The sequence below is a fragment of the Hymenobacter properus genome (assembly GCF_015694735.1).
GTDB lineage: Bacteria > Bacteroidota > Bacteroidia > Cytophagales > Hymenobacteraceae > Hymenobacter > Hymenobacter properus.
This window is the reverse complement of the sequence record NZ_JADQDP010000002.1, coordinates 1,213,937-1,229,061: the sequence shown is the minus strand read 5'-3', so window position 1 is coordinate 1,229,061 and position 15,125 is coordinate 1,213,937. Positions and strand designations below refer to the sequence as shown.

Sequence of the window (15,125 nt, the reverse complement as noted above, 5' to 3'; positions counted from 1 at the left end):
TGTTATTTCTTTTTCAAACAGATAAACAGCTCGCGCCCCTGCCGGGGTTTGAGCGAGTTGGTGGCCGTTTCGAAGTGACGAAACTCGAAATACGGCGTGAAATAGGCGCGGTACTCCTCCTGGCTGCCGCCAAACGGCGGTTCCTGCACGGAACCAAAGTCAGTATCGAACAGCAGGCCCATAAGGGTGCCGCCTGGCCGCAGCAGGTGGGCGCACTGGCGCGCGTAGGCCGGGCGCAGGGCCGGGTTGAGGGCGCAAAAGAACGTCTGCTCCACAATTAAGTCGTAGGGCGGGTCGTTGGGCAGACCAAAGAAATCGGCCAGCAGCAGATGTTCTTTGGGAAAGTCGGGCACGCGCTGGGCCAGCGCCGCCAGGGCTTCGGGCGCAATGTCGGCCACGAAAACGTGCCGGAAACCACGCTGGTGCAAGTACTCGGCCTCGTAGGCGCGGCCGGCGCCGGGAATGAGGATGCGCGGCTGCCGGGCCACGTCGAGCTGGTCGAAATAAGCTTGCAGCGGCGGGGTGATGGCGTGGGCGTCCCAGCCGTCGCGGCCGGTGGCGTAACGTGCTTGCCAGTAGGCTGCGTCGAAGTCCGTAAAAACCGTTTGCATGCCGTTGAAGTATAGTAGAAACTTGCCCGGGGCCGGAAGTCCCCTATTTTTACGCCCAAAGGTACGGGCCGCGCTGCGGCAGGCACCGCGCTTTTCCTCCGCTTTTCTCGCTTAACCAATTCCCGCATGGACCCCAACGAAACGCCCGAACCCCGCTCCAATAATAGCCGCGTCCTGCTCTGGGTAGCCCTCGTGCTGGTGCTGCTTGGCATCAACGGGGTTCTGTTCTACCTCAACCAGCAAAAAGGCCAGCAAAACGAAGCCCTGACCACCGAAGTGCAGGCCAAAGACAGCAAGCTGCAGGAACAAATCAAGCAATACGAAGCCTTAAAGGCTGATTTTGAGCGCCAAAGCCAGGAGCTGCAAGCCCTGGGCCTGAGCAACGACTCGCTCACGGCCAAGATTGCCGCCGTGAACGCCGACCTGCTGAAGCTGCGCTCCTTCAAAGCCGGCAGCTTCTCGCTGGCCCAGCAGAAGCTTTTCCAGCAGCGCGCCCAGAACTTGGAAGGCCAACTGCGCAAGAAGGACGACGACATTGCCCAGCTGAAGAAGGACAACGAAACCCTCTACACCGAAACCACCACCCTGAAGGAAAAGCAAAACCGCTTGACCGATACCATCAGCACGGTGGTGCGCAGCAACAAGGAGCTGGCCGAGAAAGTAGGCGTGGCTTCACGCCTGCAGTCCGAGAACATCAAAGTGGCCATCATCACTTCCAAGAACAAGGAAAAAGAGGACGACAAAGAAGAATTCAAGGCCAAGCGCGTGGAAAAGGTGAAGGTGACCTTCAACCTGGCCCGCAACGACGTGTCGCCCAAAGAGACCAAGGCCATTTACATGCGCATTCTGGAGCCCGATGGCGCCGCCCTCTACAACCTGAGCACGGGCGGCGGCACTTTCACCGTGGACGGCCAAGAGGCATTCTACACCCAGAAACAGGACGTGGTGTTCGACAACAGCAAGCAGAAGCTGGAGTTCATCTATGCCAAAGGCGCCGACTACAAGAAGGGCCAGCACACGGTGGAGCTGTACGAAAGCGGCCAGCTGATGGGCAAAACCACCTTCACGCTGAAATAGGTCTGAACCGCAGATTTTCGCAGATTTAACGGATAAGAACGGATTCGACCGGCGCCTAACGCCTGAAACCGAACTTTTCGATAGCAACAAAAAAGCCGCTTCAGCAACTGAAGCGGCTTTTTTGTGTCTTGTGGTTTCTCTCCTACTCCACCGCCAAGCGCTGGTCCGGGCCGGCGCCGCGCAGCAGGTAGAGGCCGGCGGGCAGGTCGCGCAGGTCGAGGGTGGTTTCGGGGCCAGCCGGGGCGGGGTAGCGGCGCACAGGGCGGCCCAACACATCGGTGAGGGTGAGCGGCGCGGGCGCGGTGTTGGCGGGCAGGCCAAGGTGGCCGTGTGGCGGGCGGGGTTGGGAAAGAGCTGCGCGGGCACCGGGACACGGCCGGGGACGGTGGCTGTGAGGGTGGGGTCGGTGATGGAGGCCAAGAAGCCGGGCATCGTGTTGGGGATTGATACAGTAAGGGCACCAAAATCAGCCGTGGGACCCTGAATATATCCTGCAACATACAAGCTAGTGCCACTCAAGGTCAACGCTAATGCGGGGTCGAAGCCCGGGCTACCTGCCCGTTGCGCCCAGGCGATGTTACCGGTAGCTCCCATATCCGTGAGTTTTGCTACAAATACATCGGAAGAGCCGGCACTGGTCAGGTTAGCCGCACCAAAGTTTGCCGTACGTGCAAAGGAACCTGCTATGTATATGCTACCGCCGCTCACCACTAAAGCCCACGCTTCATCGCCACCCGTGCCGCCAACCCGTTGCGCCCACATAAAATCCCCAGTAGCGCCCGTGTCCGTGAGTTTGGCTACAAACACATCATTGGCACCTGCACTGGTCAGCGTGGTGGAGTTAAAGCTGGCCGTAGTGTTATTGGACGGTCCCCCAAAGGGCCCAGTTATGTATACATTGGCGCCATTCACCGCCAGTGCGGCAACGCTTTCCCCCCCAGCCCACCGGCGCGTTTGGCCCATACAAAACTGCTTGTGCTGCCTGCATCTAAAAGTTTGGCTACAAACACATCGCCAAAGAGTGCAACGCTGCTAGGTGTATTATTCAATGTGATGGCGCCAAAGCTTGCCGTAAGGCTATCAAAACCTCCACCCACATACACGCTACCGCCGCTTACAGCCAGTGCATTAGCGCGGTCTGAACGCACGCCGCCCACCTGCTGGGCCCATACAAAGCTGCTTGTGCTGCCCGCGTCAGTAAGTTTGGCCACAAATCCGTCTTCACTATACGAGCCCGAAGTGTCGAAATTGGTGAGGGTAATGGCACCGAAGGATGCCGTAGTCCCAGCAAAGCCCCCTGCCACGTAAACACTGGTGCCACTAGCGGCCAGCGTTTTGACAGTAACGTCATTCGTGCTGCCGATTGGTTGGCCCCAAATAAAGTTGCCTGTGTTGCCGGCTTCCTCGAGTTTGGCGACAAACCCGCTGCTGGTAGAACCCGGGCTGGCAATGGTAGTGGAGCCGAAATTCACCGTGGGGCTATGGATATTGCCGGCTATGTACACGCTGGTTCCGCTCACGGCAAGGGCGAAAGCTAAGTCGCCGCCTGTGCCGCCCGCCCGCTGGGCCCACACGAACTGGTTGCTAATTGGGCTGAACTTGGCCACGAATATATCATAGCTGCCGAGGCTGGTGAGGGTGGTAGTTCCCAGCACTACCGTATTTGTAAAGTACCCAGCTAGGTATACATTTCCCGCTGCATCGACAGCCGTAGCTTGTACGGCCGAACTACCGCCTGGCGCCGCCGCTATTGCCACCGCTACCGTCTGCGCCGACTGCCACGCTGGTGCCTGGGCTGCTGCCGACAGGCGTAGCGTCAAAAGAATCAAAACCGCCAGTACACGAACCAGCACGACGGATGGTAAAACGGAAAAGTTGACCATATAGGAAAGGAAAGTTTCAAACAGAAGACAATATAAAAAGAGGGAGCCGGACTACTCCCACTCCCTCTTCCATGCTAATTCTCAGCGGCCTTTAGCTTACCGCGCTTGTCTTCTCGAACTCATCCAGCTTGGCCAGCGTGGCGCTGATGTTCTCGGTGAAGATGACGCCTACCCCGCCCTGCGGCGTGTGCCGCAGCAGGTAGTCGATGGCGTCGGGCTCGTGTTCGATGTAGGTGATTTTCAGGTCCGGCTTATCGAGGCGCAGGCCGCGCTCCATAATGTCGCGCAGGAACTCGGCCGACTTGCCGCGCAAGTCCCGGTCCTGGCGCAAAATCACCTCGTCGAAGATGCGGCCGGCGATGCGGGCAAAACCCAGCGTGTCCTCGTCGCGGCGGTCGCCCAGGCCCGACACGATGCCGATTTTGTGGGTGGCTGGCGTGGCGTCCATGAACTCGGCAAACTTGGTGATACCGGCCGTGTTGTGGGCGTAGTCCACCACGACTTCGAAGTCCGGGAATTTGTAGATGTTCATCCGGCCCGGCGTTTTAGTGGCCGACGGGATGAAGGTGCGCAGCGCCGTCTTGATTTCGTCTTTATCGAACCCGGCCAGGTAGCCCGCCAGCGCCGCCGCCAGGCTGTTCTCGATGTTAAAACCGGCGCGCCCGCCCAGCGTCACCGGGAATTCGGCGGCGCGGTCGATGCGCAGCTTGTAGCTGTTGCGGTAGATGGTAACGTAGCCTTCCTCGTACACGGCGGCCACGCCGCCCGCCTCCACGTGCTCCTGAATGCGCGGGTTATCGTCGCGCATGCTGAACAGGGCTACCCGGCAGTCCACGGTGCGGGCCATGGCGTACACCAGGTCGTCGTCGGCGTTGAGCACGGCCCAGCCGTTTTTGCGCACCGTGCGGGGCAGCACGCCCTTCACGGCCGCCATTTCCTCCACGGTGTAGATGTCGCGCAAGCCCAGGTGGTCGGCAGCCACGTTGGTCACCACCGCAATGTCGCAGGTATGAAAGCCCAGGCCTGAGCGCAGCATACCGCCGCGGGCGGTTTCAAGCACGGCGTAGTTCACGGTGGGGTCTTTCAGCACAAACTCGGCGCTTTGGCCGCCGGTGCAGTCGCCCTTTTGCAGTTGCACGCCTTGGATGTAGATGCCATCGGTGGTGGTGAAGCCCACCTTGTAGCCCTTGCTGGCCACCATGTGCGCAATGAGGCGCGTGGTGGTCGTCTTGCCGTTGGTGCCCGTGATGGCAATAATGGGAATGCGGGCCGTGCTGCCGGGCGGAAACAGCATATCCACCACGGGCGCAGCCACGTTGCGCGGCAAGCCATCGGCCGGCGAAATGTGCATACGGAAGCCCGGCGCGGCGTTCACTTCAATTACGGCGCCGCGGCTCTCGTTGAGCGGCACGGCAATGTCGGTGGCCATCAGGTCGATGCCGCAAATGTCGAGCCCCACGATACCGGCCACGCGCTCGGCCAGCAGCACGTTGTAGGGGTGCATCTGGTCGGTCACGTCGGAGGCCGTGCCGCCGGTGCTGATGTTGGCCGTGCTCTTGAGGTAGAGCGTTTCCCCGGCCGGCAGCACCGATTCCAGCGTCAGGTCCTTGCTGGCTAGGATGTCGAGCGTGTGCTTATCGGCCTTGATGCTCGTGAGCACCTTTTCGTGGCCGATGCCGCGGCGAGGGTCCTCGTTCACCTTGTCGATGAGTTGCTGAATGGTGCTTGCGCCGTCGCCAGTCACGGCAGCGGGCGTGCGCTTGGCCGCCGCAATCAGCTTGCCGTTCACCACCAGCAGGCGGAAGTCGAAGCCCTCGATGAACTGCTCCACAATCACAGCGCGGGAGTACTCCTGCGCGGCCTTGAGACCGGCGGCGGCATCTTCCCAGTTCATGATGCGGATGGTAGCGCCCTTGCCGTGGTTGCCGTCAAGCGGTTTGGTCACAATGGGAAAGCCCAGCTCATCAATGGCGTCGCGCAGGCCGTTTTCCGAGTACACCGTGGTGCCACGCGGCACGGGCACGCCCGCATCGTTGAGCATGGCTTTGGTGCGGTTCTTATTGCCAGCCACCTCCACTCCGGCGTGCGAGGTAAAGCTGGTGGTGGTGGCCCAGATGCGTTTCTGGTTCACGCCGTAGCCCAGCTGGATGATATTGCTGTTTTTAAGCGCGATGTAAGGAATGTTGCGCGAAGCGGCCTCGGCCACAATGCTATAGGTGCTCGGCCCGATGAACTCATCTTCCCGGATTTCGTGCAGCTCGTCGATGATGGGCTTGAGGTTCACCGGCTCCTGTTTGCACAGGGCTTCCACAATTTCCACGGCGGCTTCGGCGGCGCGGCGGCCGGCCCGCTCCTCCTGGTAGGCAAATACCACAAACTCTACGCCTTCGTCGCGCGCCGGATAGCTCTTGCCCCAGTACACGGGCATGCCCGCCATGCGTTGCAGCTCCAGGGCCACGTGCTGAATGACGTGCCCCAGCGGCTCGCCGTCGTTCAGTTGGTCCTCGTCCAGCGGCGCGTGCTTGGGCGAGTTGCGCCCGCTGCCGCTGATGCCGCCCGGCTGCGGCTGCCCAATCTTGGGAAACAGCTCCATAAACCTCGCCGGAAAATCCGGGATGCCGTTGGACCATGTGCCCGCAAATTCCTCCAAATCCACTTTCGTGACAATGAGCTTGGTGTGTTTCACGGACCAGTAGCTGGGCCCGCGCATGGTGCGAATGTCAATAATCTTCATAAACCGGGAAAAAAGGCGCTTTCGCAGCAATTACGGCAATTTTCGATGAGCAGCCGAAATGTAAGCCGAAACCTACAGGAAAACTTTCCCCAGCTTTTTGGACACAAAAAAGCCCCAACTGCGGTGTAGCAATCGGGGCTTTCAGAAACAGAGAATAAGAGAGGTGACGAGCGGATTCGAACCGCTGTAGGAGGTTTTGCAGACCTCTACCTAGCCACTCGGTCACGTCACCGTTGTGGTCTTTTGGGAGCGCAAAGGTAGAAAGCGGGTTTGGCGTGGGCAAGGGTTGGAGCAAAAAAAGCCCCGACACTTTACGCATCGGGGCTTTTAGGTGCTTACCTAAAGCGGATTAGGCTTCAGGCGTCAGCGGTAATTACTGAGCAGCAGCGCCGTCTTCCAGGGCTTGCTCGTTGTCATCGCCAGCGGCGGGCACTTCGGCGTCCTGCTTGGCCTTGGCGTTGGCGGCGAGCTTCTGCTCACCGGCTTTGCGCTCGGCACCAGCCATTTGGTCGCGCAGGGCGCTCAGGGCGTCGAGGTCGCCGAGGGTCGACTTCTCTTCCTTCTTGATGTCGCTGAGCTTGCCTTCGCCTTGGGCTTCACCGCCTTTGGCGTTGCCGGCCTTCTTCTTGAACTTGGCGTTGCGGCTGTCGTCCTCAGCGGCGGCTTCCTTGTTGAACACGGCCGTGTGCGAGAGCACAATGCGGCGGTCGTCCTTCGAGAACTCCGTTACGCGGAAGTCGAGCGACTCACCGTTCTCAGCGTTCGAGCCATCCTCTTTCACCAAAGATTTGGGGTAAGCGAAGCCCTCGATGCCGTAAGGCAGTTCGAGTACCGCGCCACGCTCCGACTTCTCGGTGATGGTAGCCTTGTGCACCGAGCCGGGGGTGAACACCGTCTGGAAGGTATCCCAGGGGTTTTCTTCCAGCTGCTTGTGGCCCAGGGCCAGGCGACGGGCGCCCAGGTCCAGCTCCAGTACCACTACGTCGAGCTTGTCGCCCACCTTCACCATTTCGGAGGGGTGTTTGATTTTCTTGGTCCAGCTCAGGTCCGACACGTGCACGAGGCCGTCCACACCTTCTTCCAGTTCTACGAACAGGCCGAAGTTGGTCAGGTTACGCACGGTGCCGCTGTGCTTGGTGCCCACGGCGTAGGTGGTGGCGAAGTCGCCACGGGTCCACGGGTCTTCGGTCAGCTGCTTGATGCCGAGGCTCATCTTGCGGTCTTCGCGGTCGAGCGTCAGAATCTGCGCTTCCACCGTGTCGCCCTGCTTGATGAAGTCCTGCGGGTTGCGCAGGTGCTGGCTCCAGCTCATTTCCGATACGTGGATGAGGCCTTCCACACCGGGTACCACTTCCATGAAAGCGCCGTAATCGGCCACGTTCACGATGCGACCCGATACTTTGGAACCCGGCTGCAGGTCGGCCGGCAGCGAATCCCACGGGTGGGGCGTCAGCTGCTTCAGACCCAGCGAAATACGCTTCTTGGCTTCGTCGAAGTCCAGAACCACGATGTTCAGCTTCTGGTCCAGGGTCAGCACTTCGCTCGGGTGAGCGATGCGGCCCCACGAGATGTCCGTGATGTGCAGCAGACCGTCGACACCGCCGAGGTCGATGAACACGCCGAAGTTGGTCATGTTCTTGATGTTGCCTTCCAGAATCTGACCTTTCTCGAGGTTGTTCAGGATGGCCTCACGCTGCTTCTCGAGGTCTTTCTCGATGAGTACTTTGTGCGAAACCACGACGTTGTCGAAAGCGGAATTGATTTTCACCACTTTCACTTCCATGCGACGGCCAACATAAATGTCGAAGTCGCGGATGGGCTTCACGTCGATTTGCGAGCCGGGCAGGAAGGCTTCCACGCCGTCGAGCTCCATGATGAGGCCGCCTTTGGTGCGACGCTTCACCACACCTTCGAGGATGGTATCCAGCTCGAGGGCATCGTAAATAGCCTTCCAGGCCTGCTTGATTTTAGCCTTTTTGCGGCTCAGGATGAGCTGGCCGTTCTGGTCTTCCTGGTCTTCGATGAACACCTCCACCTCGTCCCCGATTTTCAGGTCGGGCAGGTCGCGGAATTCGGTCAGGGCCACGAGGCCGTCGGATTTGAAGCCGATGTTCAGGATAACGTCGCGGTCGGTGATGCCTACCACGGTGCCTTTCACTACTTCTTCTTCCTGTACGGTGGTCAGGGTGTCGCCGTACATTTTCTCCATCTCAGCACGCTGGTCCGAAGAATAGTTGCCGCCGAAGCCGGTTGCTCCAACGTTGTCCCAATCAAAATCGTCAACTAATTCAGTTGCCATAAATACGCTTTGGGCTTCACTGTAAAAGCGCAGCGGCCGAAGCCCGGGCTGCTACGCCGTTGCTTTTGAACCTTTTGCCGTTAGGGCGCAAGGCCCGCCACCTTGGCGGGGCCGCAAAGGTACGGGTTTAAGGGCAGGAATGCTAGCACTTTAGCAGTATACTTGTGCTTGCCTTCTTCGCTGCGTTCATGATAAAATTTCTATACTGTCTGTTTTGCCTTGGGCTGTTGTCCGGTTGCGCTGCATTTGGCACCAAAACCCGGTTTGCCGATGCCGGCACGTTGCCGGCTATCACCCGCGTGGCATTGGTCACGACCAAGGTTGACATGCCGCCAGGGTTTGCTGGTCAGGAAGCTGATAGTTTGTTCGTGAAAGCGTTGGCAAAGGAACTGCAAGCCACTACGGGTTGGCAGGTGCAATACCTTGGCGATGTCAACACTTTTATGGCGAATATGGACAACGCCAACAATGCGGCCCTAAATGGCGACAAATTCCAAGCAGTAGTTCATGCAGAACTGATGTTGAAATTCTATGGAATGATAGGCAATACCCCGCGCTTCAATTCTTGGACGCGCATGCAAATCATCAATCTGCCGAATAAAACGCTGTTGGGAGAGAGCCACTTCAATACCCTAATGGGGAATTCATACATGGCCCATCCCATCCTTCCAGTCGCCGTTGCCGACGGGGTGACCGGAATGGTTCGGCCTTGGCAAAAGCGCCTCTCGCAACAACGCACCAAGTAGCTTCTTCAAGCTGGAGCACGTAGGCAATCCGAGGAACGGTTGCAACCTATGCGCCTTCGTCAAAAGCCACAATCTTAACACTACCCCGCCAAACCCCGCACAATGCCACGCCCGTAAGGAGAACGGTAACTATTCACCCCAAAACTCCTTTCACGCATGGCTTATATCAAAGCAGGCAACGACACGGCCGGGCATCCGGTTAATATCTTCTACGAAGACTGGGGGCAGGGCGCCCCGGTGGTGCTTATCCACGGCTGGCCGCTCGACCACACCATGTGGGAGCACCAGGCCATTGGGCTGGCCAAAGCTGGCCTGCGCGTCATTGCCTACGACCGGCGCGGGTTCGGCCGCTCCTCACGCCCCTGGACGGGCTACGACTACGACACGCTGGCCGCCGACCTCAACGCCCTGCTTGAAGAGCTGGACCTGAACCAGGTAACGCTGGTGGGCTTCTCGATGGGTGGCGGCGAAATTGCCCGCTACCTCGGCACCTACGGCGACGCCCGTATTGCCCGCGTGGCCTTCGTGAGTGCCGTGCCGCCCTTCCTGCTCAAAACCGACAACAACCCCGAGGGTGTGCCGCAGTCGGTGTTCGACCAAATGCAGGACGGCATCAAGAAAGACCGGTTCGACTTCCTGCAAACCTTCGCCAAGGGCTTCTACGGCGTGGGCATGATTAGCCACCCGGTGAGCCAGGCCGTGCTCGACTGGAATTTCACGGTGACCTCGCTGGCCGCGCCCAACGCCACCCGCGACTGCGTGACGGCCTTCAGCGCCACCGATTTCCGGGCCGACCTGCAGGGCATCAAGGTCCCCACGCTGGTGATTCACGGCGACAAGGACGCTACGGTGCCTTTCGAGGCCAGCGGCGAGCGCACGGCCAAGATGGTGCCGGGCGCGGAGCTGAAGGTGTACAAGGGCGCACCGCACGGCTTGTTCTTCACCGACAAAGACCAACTAACGACGGATTTGCTGTCGTTTGTGGGGCGGTAGAGCGTTTAGAACATGACACAAAAAAGCCCCGGCGCTATGGCGCCGGGGCTTTTTTATTGTTAGAACCAACTAAGCCGCGCGGCCCATCTGGCGGAGAAAGCCAACGTGGGAAGCCACTGCGTAGCGGGTGCGGGCGTAGTTGTTGTAGGTAATGTCGAACTCGGCGCACACCTGCTGCACGATTTTGCTGATGGCGGGGTAGTGCACGTGCGAGATTTTCGGGAACAAGTGGTGCTCAATCTGGAAATTGAGGCCGCCCACCAGCCAGCTGATGACTTTGTTGTTGGTGGCGAAGTTGGCCGTGGTGCGCACTTGGTGAATGGCCCATTCATCTTCCAGCTTGTGGGTGGTGGGGCAGGGCACGGGGAAGGCCGCGTGCTCTACGGTGTGGGCCAGCTGGAATACCATACTCAGCACGAAGCCAGCCACGGCGGTGCTCACCAGAAAGCCCGTGAGCCAGGGCAGGAAGCCGACCACGTAGATGGGCAGGGCCACGTAGAGCAGCAGGTTCACCGCTTTGAAGCTCCAGAAGCTTACGTGCTCGCCGGTGTTCATTTCTTTGAGGCCGATGGCACCGATTTGGCGGGTGAAGTACTTCTGGTAGTCCATCACAAAAATCCAGGAGATGTACAGCATGCAGTACAAGAACCAGAAATACAGGTGCTGGTAGCGGTGCAGCGCGTGCTTGGGCTGCTCGGTGGCCATGCGCATCCAGGGCTGGATGTTGATGTCGTCGTCGTGCCCCTCGATGTTGGTGTAGGTGTGGTGGATGAGGTTGTGCTTGGAGTTCCACATGAACGGGCTGCCGCCGAGCACACCCAGCGTGTAGGCGGCCAGCTTGTTTACCCAGGCAAAGCGCGAGAAGCTGCCGTGGGCGCCGTCGTGCATCACGTTGAAGCCGATGGCGGCAATGACGCAGCCCAGCACGGCGCATTCCAGCAGGGCCCAGCCCCAGGCCGGCGTGAAGAACACCAGGTGGGTGTAGAGTCCTGCCATCAAACCCACGAGCAACGCGCCCTTGAAGATGAGTTTGGCGTCCCCAGTCATTCGCTGCCCCGATTCCTCGAAATAGTGATTTATACGGGTTTTGAGCTCGGTGTGAAACGAGCGGGTGGCGGCGAAGCGGGGAAGGGCCATAGGCAAGATGAGGGGGAGATAAAGCACGAATGTACTTCCCTTCAACCCCACCGGCCCGAACTTAATTCAGATAGGCGTGCCAGTTCTGGTCAATAGTGCCGGCCGAGAGCTTGAGAAAGCCTGCCAGGGTGGGCTTTTTGGGCATTTGCCGAATGGTCATACCGGCCTCGTTGGGGGTGTGGTGGCCTTTGGCGTGGTTGCAGCGGGCGCAGGCCGTGAGCAGGTTGGTCCACGAAGATTCGCCACCGCGTGAGCGGGGCATTACGTGGTCGAGCGTCAGGTTTTTGGTCGAGCCGCAGTACTGGCACTCGAAATGGTCGCGCTTGAAGATGTTGTGGCGGCTCAGGGCAATGCCTTTGTAGGGCACGCGCACGTAGCGCTGCAAGCGGATGATGCTCGGCTTGGGGTAGGCTTGCGAAATGGTGCGGAGCGAGCCGTCGGATTTGGCCACCATCTCGGCTTTGTCGAGAAACAGGAGCACAAACGCCTTCTGCACGCTGCACAGGGTGATGGCGGTATAGTCGCCATTCAGCACTAATACTTTTTGGTCCATACACGCTTGGGGCTCGGGTAACCCGCCGAAAGCTAGCGGTTTCCGATTAGATAAACAAGCGCGGCGGGGTTAAGTTCAGCGCAGCGTGGGTCGGCTTTGTCATTGCGAGCGCAGCGCGGCAATCCGTCCTCTCAACCGCGACTAACCCTGAGTTGTGATAAAGCTTTTTGGATACACAAAGCCCCAGCACAACGTAGTGCCGGGGCTTTCTGGTAAAAGGGCGTGTCTGGTTTTGACAGGACGGATTGCCACGGGCTGCGCCCTCGCAATGACAGGCGCGGGCTTCTCCCCTACTCTGGCAGCAGGCGCTTGATGAGCCGCAGCTTGTGGCTGTACCGCTGCCGGTCGCGGTTGAAGATGCCGTTGTGGTCGAGCGGGTCGAGGCGGACTTCGCCGTGGGCGTGCAGAATCTGGCCTTCGTCGAGCACCATGCCCACGTGCACGATACGGCCCTCGGCGTTGTCGAAGAAGGCGAGGTCGCCGGGACGGGCCTGGGTTACAAAATCGACGGTGCGGCCGTGGTCAATCTGCTGACGGGCATCGCGCGGGAGTTGAATGCCAACCAGGCCGTAGAGCTGCTGGCACAGGCCGGAGCAGTCGAGGCCAAATACGCTTTTGCCGCCCCACACGTAGGGGGCTTTCAGGTACACCAGGGCCATTTTGCGCAAGAGGGCGGCTTGGCGGGCTGGGTCGGGCGCGGCGGTGGGGTTGGTGGCAGTGCCGTTATAGAAGTAGGTACGCTCGCCGATGCGCACGTTCATGCCGTCGAAAAACGGCAGGCGGCAGCCCAGCGTGAGCGGAATTTTGGTAGTAGCGTCGCTCACGGCCTGCACCACGTCGAGGGCGCGGGGGTGGTCCTGCGCCTTCCAGGCCGCCAGGTATTCCGGCGTCACGGGCGTGTGCTGCTTGATGTCCATCCAGCCCACGTAGTCATCGGCGGCGAGCTGAATTTGCAGCCAGTTGCCTTCGGTGACCAAAATTTGATAGCACTCGCCAAACAGCAGCTGGGTGACGAGTTCGGCCCGGTCGTTGGGCTCGGCGCGAACGGGGACGGCGCTCAGGGCGCAGATGCCGGGATTCAATTTGGTGGGTTGATGGATTGGTGGTGTGGTGGATGCAAAGTACGGCAACGCCTGTCATTGCTTCGCTGCGCTCGCAATGACAGGCGTTGCTCTTACATGCGTTCCATGTCGCGCTTTTGGGCTTTTTCTTTGAGGTCGTTGCGCTTGTCGTAGAGCTTTTTGCCCTGGGCGAGGGCGATTTCAATTTTGGCAAAGCCGCGGTCCGTCACGAACAGGCGCAGGGGGATGATGGTAAGGCCCTGGTCGGTGCTCTTGCCAGCCAGCTGCTTCAGTTCGCGCTTGTTGAGCAGCAGCTTGCGGGCGCGCATGGCGTCGTGGTTGTTGTAAGTACCTAAAGAATAGGGCGCGATGCGAATACTATGAATCCACAGGTCGCCGCGGTGGTCGAAGGTGCAATAGCCGTCGCTCAGGTTCACGTTGCCTTCGCGGATGCTTTTTATCTCGGTGCCCTGCAGCATCACGCCCGCGTCGTACTTGGCCAAGAAGGTGTATTCGTGGCTGGCGCGGCGGTTTTTGATGTTGATGATGGCAGGTTTATCGTCTTTCTTGGCCATTGGGCTGGTTGTCGGTACGCGTTGTTGGTTGCTGAACCAACACAGAAGGAGGCGGTAAAGGTAGCCTTATTCAAAGGCCAGATGCTTTAAACAGAACGTCATGCTGAGCGCAGCCAAAGCATCTCCACCGCATAACTAAATCTCAACGATTGAATTACTTCGGCACGCGAGATGCTTCGACTGCGCTCAGCATGACCATCTTTTTAGAGGGTTACGTCAGCTTCAGGCGGGGGTTGGGGCTGGTGAGCTGGTCGGCAAACTCGCCGGCTTCGTATTGGAAATGCGCCGTCATGGCCACCATGGCGGCGTTGTCGGTGCAAAACTGAAACTCCGGGATGAACACCTGCCAGCCCCGCTCGGCGGCTTCGGCCTCCAGGGCGGTGCGCAGGCCGGAGTTGGCGGCCACGCCGCCGGCCAGGGCCACTTGCGTGAGGCCGGTATCGGCGGCGGCGCGGCGCAGCTGGCGCAGCAGCGTGGCCACAATGGTGTGCTGAATGCTGGCGCAGAGGTCGGCCAGGTTTTCCTGCACGAAGTCGGGGTTGGCGGCGGTTTCCTTTTTCAGGAAGTAGAGCACCGCCGTTTTCAGGCCGCTGAAGGAGAAGTCGTAGCCCGGCATGGCACCCACCGGGAAGGCAAACCGTTCGGGGTTGCCCTGGCGGGCCAGCTTGTCGAGGTGCGGGCCGCCGGGGTACGGCAAGCCGAGCAATTTGGCGGTTTTGTCGAAGGCTTCGCCAGCGGCGTCGTCAATGGTCTGGCCGATAACATCCATTTCCATAGCCGACTTCACCACCACCAGCTGCGTGTGGCCGCCGCTCACGGTTAGGCACAGAAAAGGAAATTCGGGCTTGGGGTCGCGGATGAAGTGGGCCAGAATGTGGGCCCGCATGTGGTTTACGGCCAGCAGCGGCTTGTCGAGCGCCAAGGCCAGCGTCTTGGCAAACATGCCGCCCACTAATAAGGAGCCCAGCAGGCCAGGACCCTGCGTCACAGCCACGGCGTCGAGGTCGGTCTTGGTGAGGCCGGCTTCCTTGAGGGCGGCGGTGATGACGGGCAGCAGGTGTTGCTGGTGGGCGCGCGAGGCCAGCTCGGGCACCACGCCGCCGTACTGCTCGTGGACTTTCTGGGTGGCCACCACGTTGCTCAGCAGCTGGCCGCCGGCCAGCACGGCCGCGCCGGTGTCGTCGCAGGAAGATTCGATGGCGAGGATGATGGGATGGGCAGGCGTGGCCATGTTTAGAGCAGTTTTAAAGTCAAAGGGAAAGTAGCGCGAACTTTACAGTCCGCATCTCCGCCCCGTACGGGTATTGTTCGGGTTTCCGCCGGAGGCGCGCACTACGAAGGCCGCGCTGCTTATCGATGGATTAGCCGTTCAGGTCGATTTTTCAGCCGGTATTGAGACGGCGGGGGACCAGAATTGCAAAGTTCGCGTTACGAAATTGATTTCAATGGCAAAAAG

Annotated in this window: 13 protein-coding genes and 1 tRNA gene; 3 read left to right on the top strand and 11 right to left on the bottom strand. The window is 59.7% G+C overall.

Annotated elements, in window-relative coordinates; translation table 11 throughout:
- Window positions 1-2: 2 nt before the first annotated feature.
- Window positions 3-611 carry a methyltransferase domain-containing protein gene (locus I2I01_RS11355; protein WP_196286553.1) on the bottom strand — a complete coding sequence of 203 codons (609 nt, stop codon included), beginning with the start codon at window positions 609-611 and terminating at the stop codon, window positions 3-5.
- 126 nt (window positions 612-737) lie between these two features.
- Here I2I01_RS11355 and I2I01_RS11350 point away from each other — a divergent pair, with 126 nt between their 5' ends.
- Window positions 738-1,688 (top strand): hypothetical protein, encoded by a 951-nt coding sequence (locus tag I2I01_RS11350; protein WP_196286552.1) that lies wholly within the window; start codon window positions 738-740, stop codon window positions 1,686-1,688.
- 142 nt (window positions 1,689-1,830) lie between these two features.
- Here the strand turns inward: I2I01_RS11350 and I2I01_RS23415 are convergent, their stop codons facing one another.
- The 5 genes from I2I01_RS23415 to rpsA form a co-directional block, all read right to left on the bottom strand.
- Window positions 1,831-1,962: a hypothetical protein gene (locus I2I01_RS23415; RefSeq protein WP_262895438.1), complete on the bottom strand. Its 132-nt coding sequence runs from the start codon at window positions 1,960-1,962 to the stop codon at window positions 1,831-1,833.
- A 634-nt stretch (window positions 1,963-2,596) separates the two neighbouring features.
- Entirely contained in the window at window positions 2,597-3,571 is a 975-nt protein-coding gene (locus tag I2I01_RS11345) for a hypothetical protein (protein ID WP_196286551.1), read from the bottom strand.
- A gap of 91 nt (window positions 3,572-3,662) precedes the next feature.
- Window positions 3,663-6,305: a cyanophycin synthetase gene (gene cphA / locus I2I01_RS11340; protein WP_196286550.1), complete on the bottom strand. Its 2,643-nt coding sequence runs from the start codon at window positions 6,303-6,305 to the stop codon at window positions 3,663-3,665.
- Window positions 6,306-6,466: 161 nt separating this feature from the next.
- Window positions 6,467-6,537, bottom strand: a tRNA-Cys gene (locus tag I2I01_RS11335).
- Window positions 6,538-6,678: 141 nt separating this feature from the next.
- On the bottom strand, window positions 6,679-8,604 hold the full coding sequence (gene rpsA, locus I2I01_RS11330) for a 30S ribosomal protein S1 (protein WP_196286549.1): 1,926 nt from the start codon (window positions 8,602-8,604) through the stop codon (window positions 6,679-6,681).
- A 188-nt stretch (window positions 8,605-8,792) separates the two neighbouring features.
- On the opposite strand from rpsA, the gene I2I01_RS11325 reads away from it, so the two are divergent.
- Window positions 8,793-9,350 (top strand): hypothetical protein, encoded by a 558-nt coding sequence (locus I2I01_RS11325; RefSeq protein ID WP_196286548.1) that lies wholly within the window; start codon window positions 8,793-8,795, stop codon window positions 9,348-9,350.
- 156 nt (window positions 9,351-9,506) lie between these two features.
- Window positions 9,507-10,343, top strand: a complete 837-nt coding sequence (locus I2I01_RS11320; RefSeq protein ID WP_196286547.1) for an alpha/beta fold hydrolase — start codon at window positions 9,507-9,509, stop codon at window positions 10,341-10,343.
- A gap of 69 nt (window positions 10,344-10,412) precedes the next feature.
- On the opposite strand, the gene I2I01_RS11315 is transcribed toward I2I01_RS11320, so the two are convergent.
- The 5 genes from I2I01_RS11315 to tsaD all read right to left on the bottom strand — a co-directional run bounded on the left by I2I01_RS11315 (window position 10,413) and on the right by tsaD (window position 14,900).
- On the bottom strand, window positions 10,413-11,480 hold the full coding sequence (locus I2I01_RS11315) for a fatty acid desaturase family protein (protein WP_196286546.1): 1,068 nt from the start codon (window positions 11,478-11,480) through the stop codon (window positions 10,413-10,415).
- Between the two features lie 61 nt (window positions 11,481-11,541).
- A complete protein-coding gene (locus I2I01_RS11310) occupies window positions 11,542-12,033 on the bottom strand; it encodes an HNH endonuclease (protein ID WP_196286545.1) in 492 nt (163 codons plus the stop codon).
- A gap of 290 nt (window positions 12,034-12,323) precedes the next feature.
- Complete coding sequence (locus tag I2I01_RS11305) at window positions 12,324-13,115, bottom strand: C40 family peptidase (protein ID WP_196286544.1); 792 nt, start codon at window positions 13,113-13,115, stop codon at window positions 12,324-12,326.
- Window positions 13,116-13,207: 92 nt separating this feature from the next.
- Complete coding sequence (smpB, locus tag I2I01_RS11300; RefSeq protein ID WP_196286543.1) at window positions 13,208-13,669, bottom strand: SsrA-binding protein SmpB; 462 nt, start codon at window positions 13,667-13,669, stop codon at window positions 13,208-13,210.
- A 211-nt stretch (window positions 13,670-13,880) separates the two neighbouring features.
- On the bottom strand, window positions 13,881-14,900 hold the full coding sequence (tsaD, locus tag I2I01_RS11295; protein ID WP_196286542.1) for a tRNA (adenosine(37)-N6)-threonylcarbamoyltransferase complex transferase subunit TsaD: 1,020 nt from the start codon (window positions 14,898-14,900) through the stop codon (window positions 13,881-13,883).
- Window positions 14,901-15,125 lie beyond the last annotated feature (225 nt).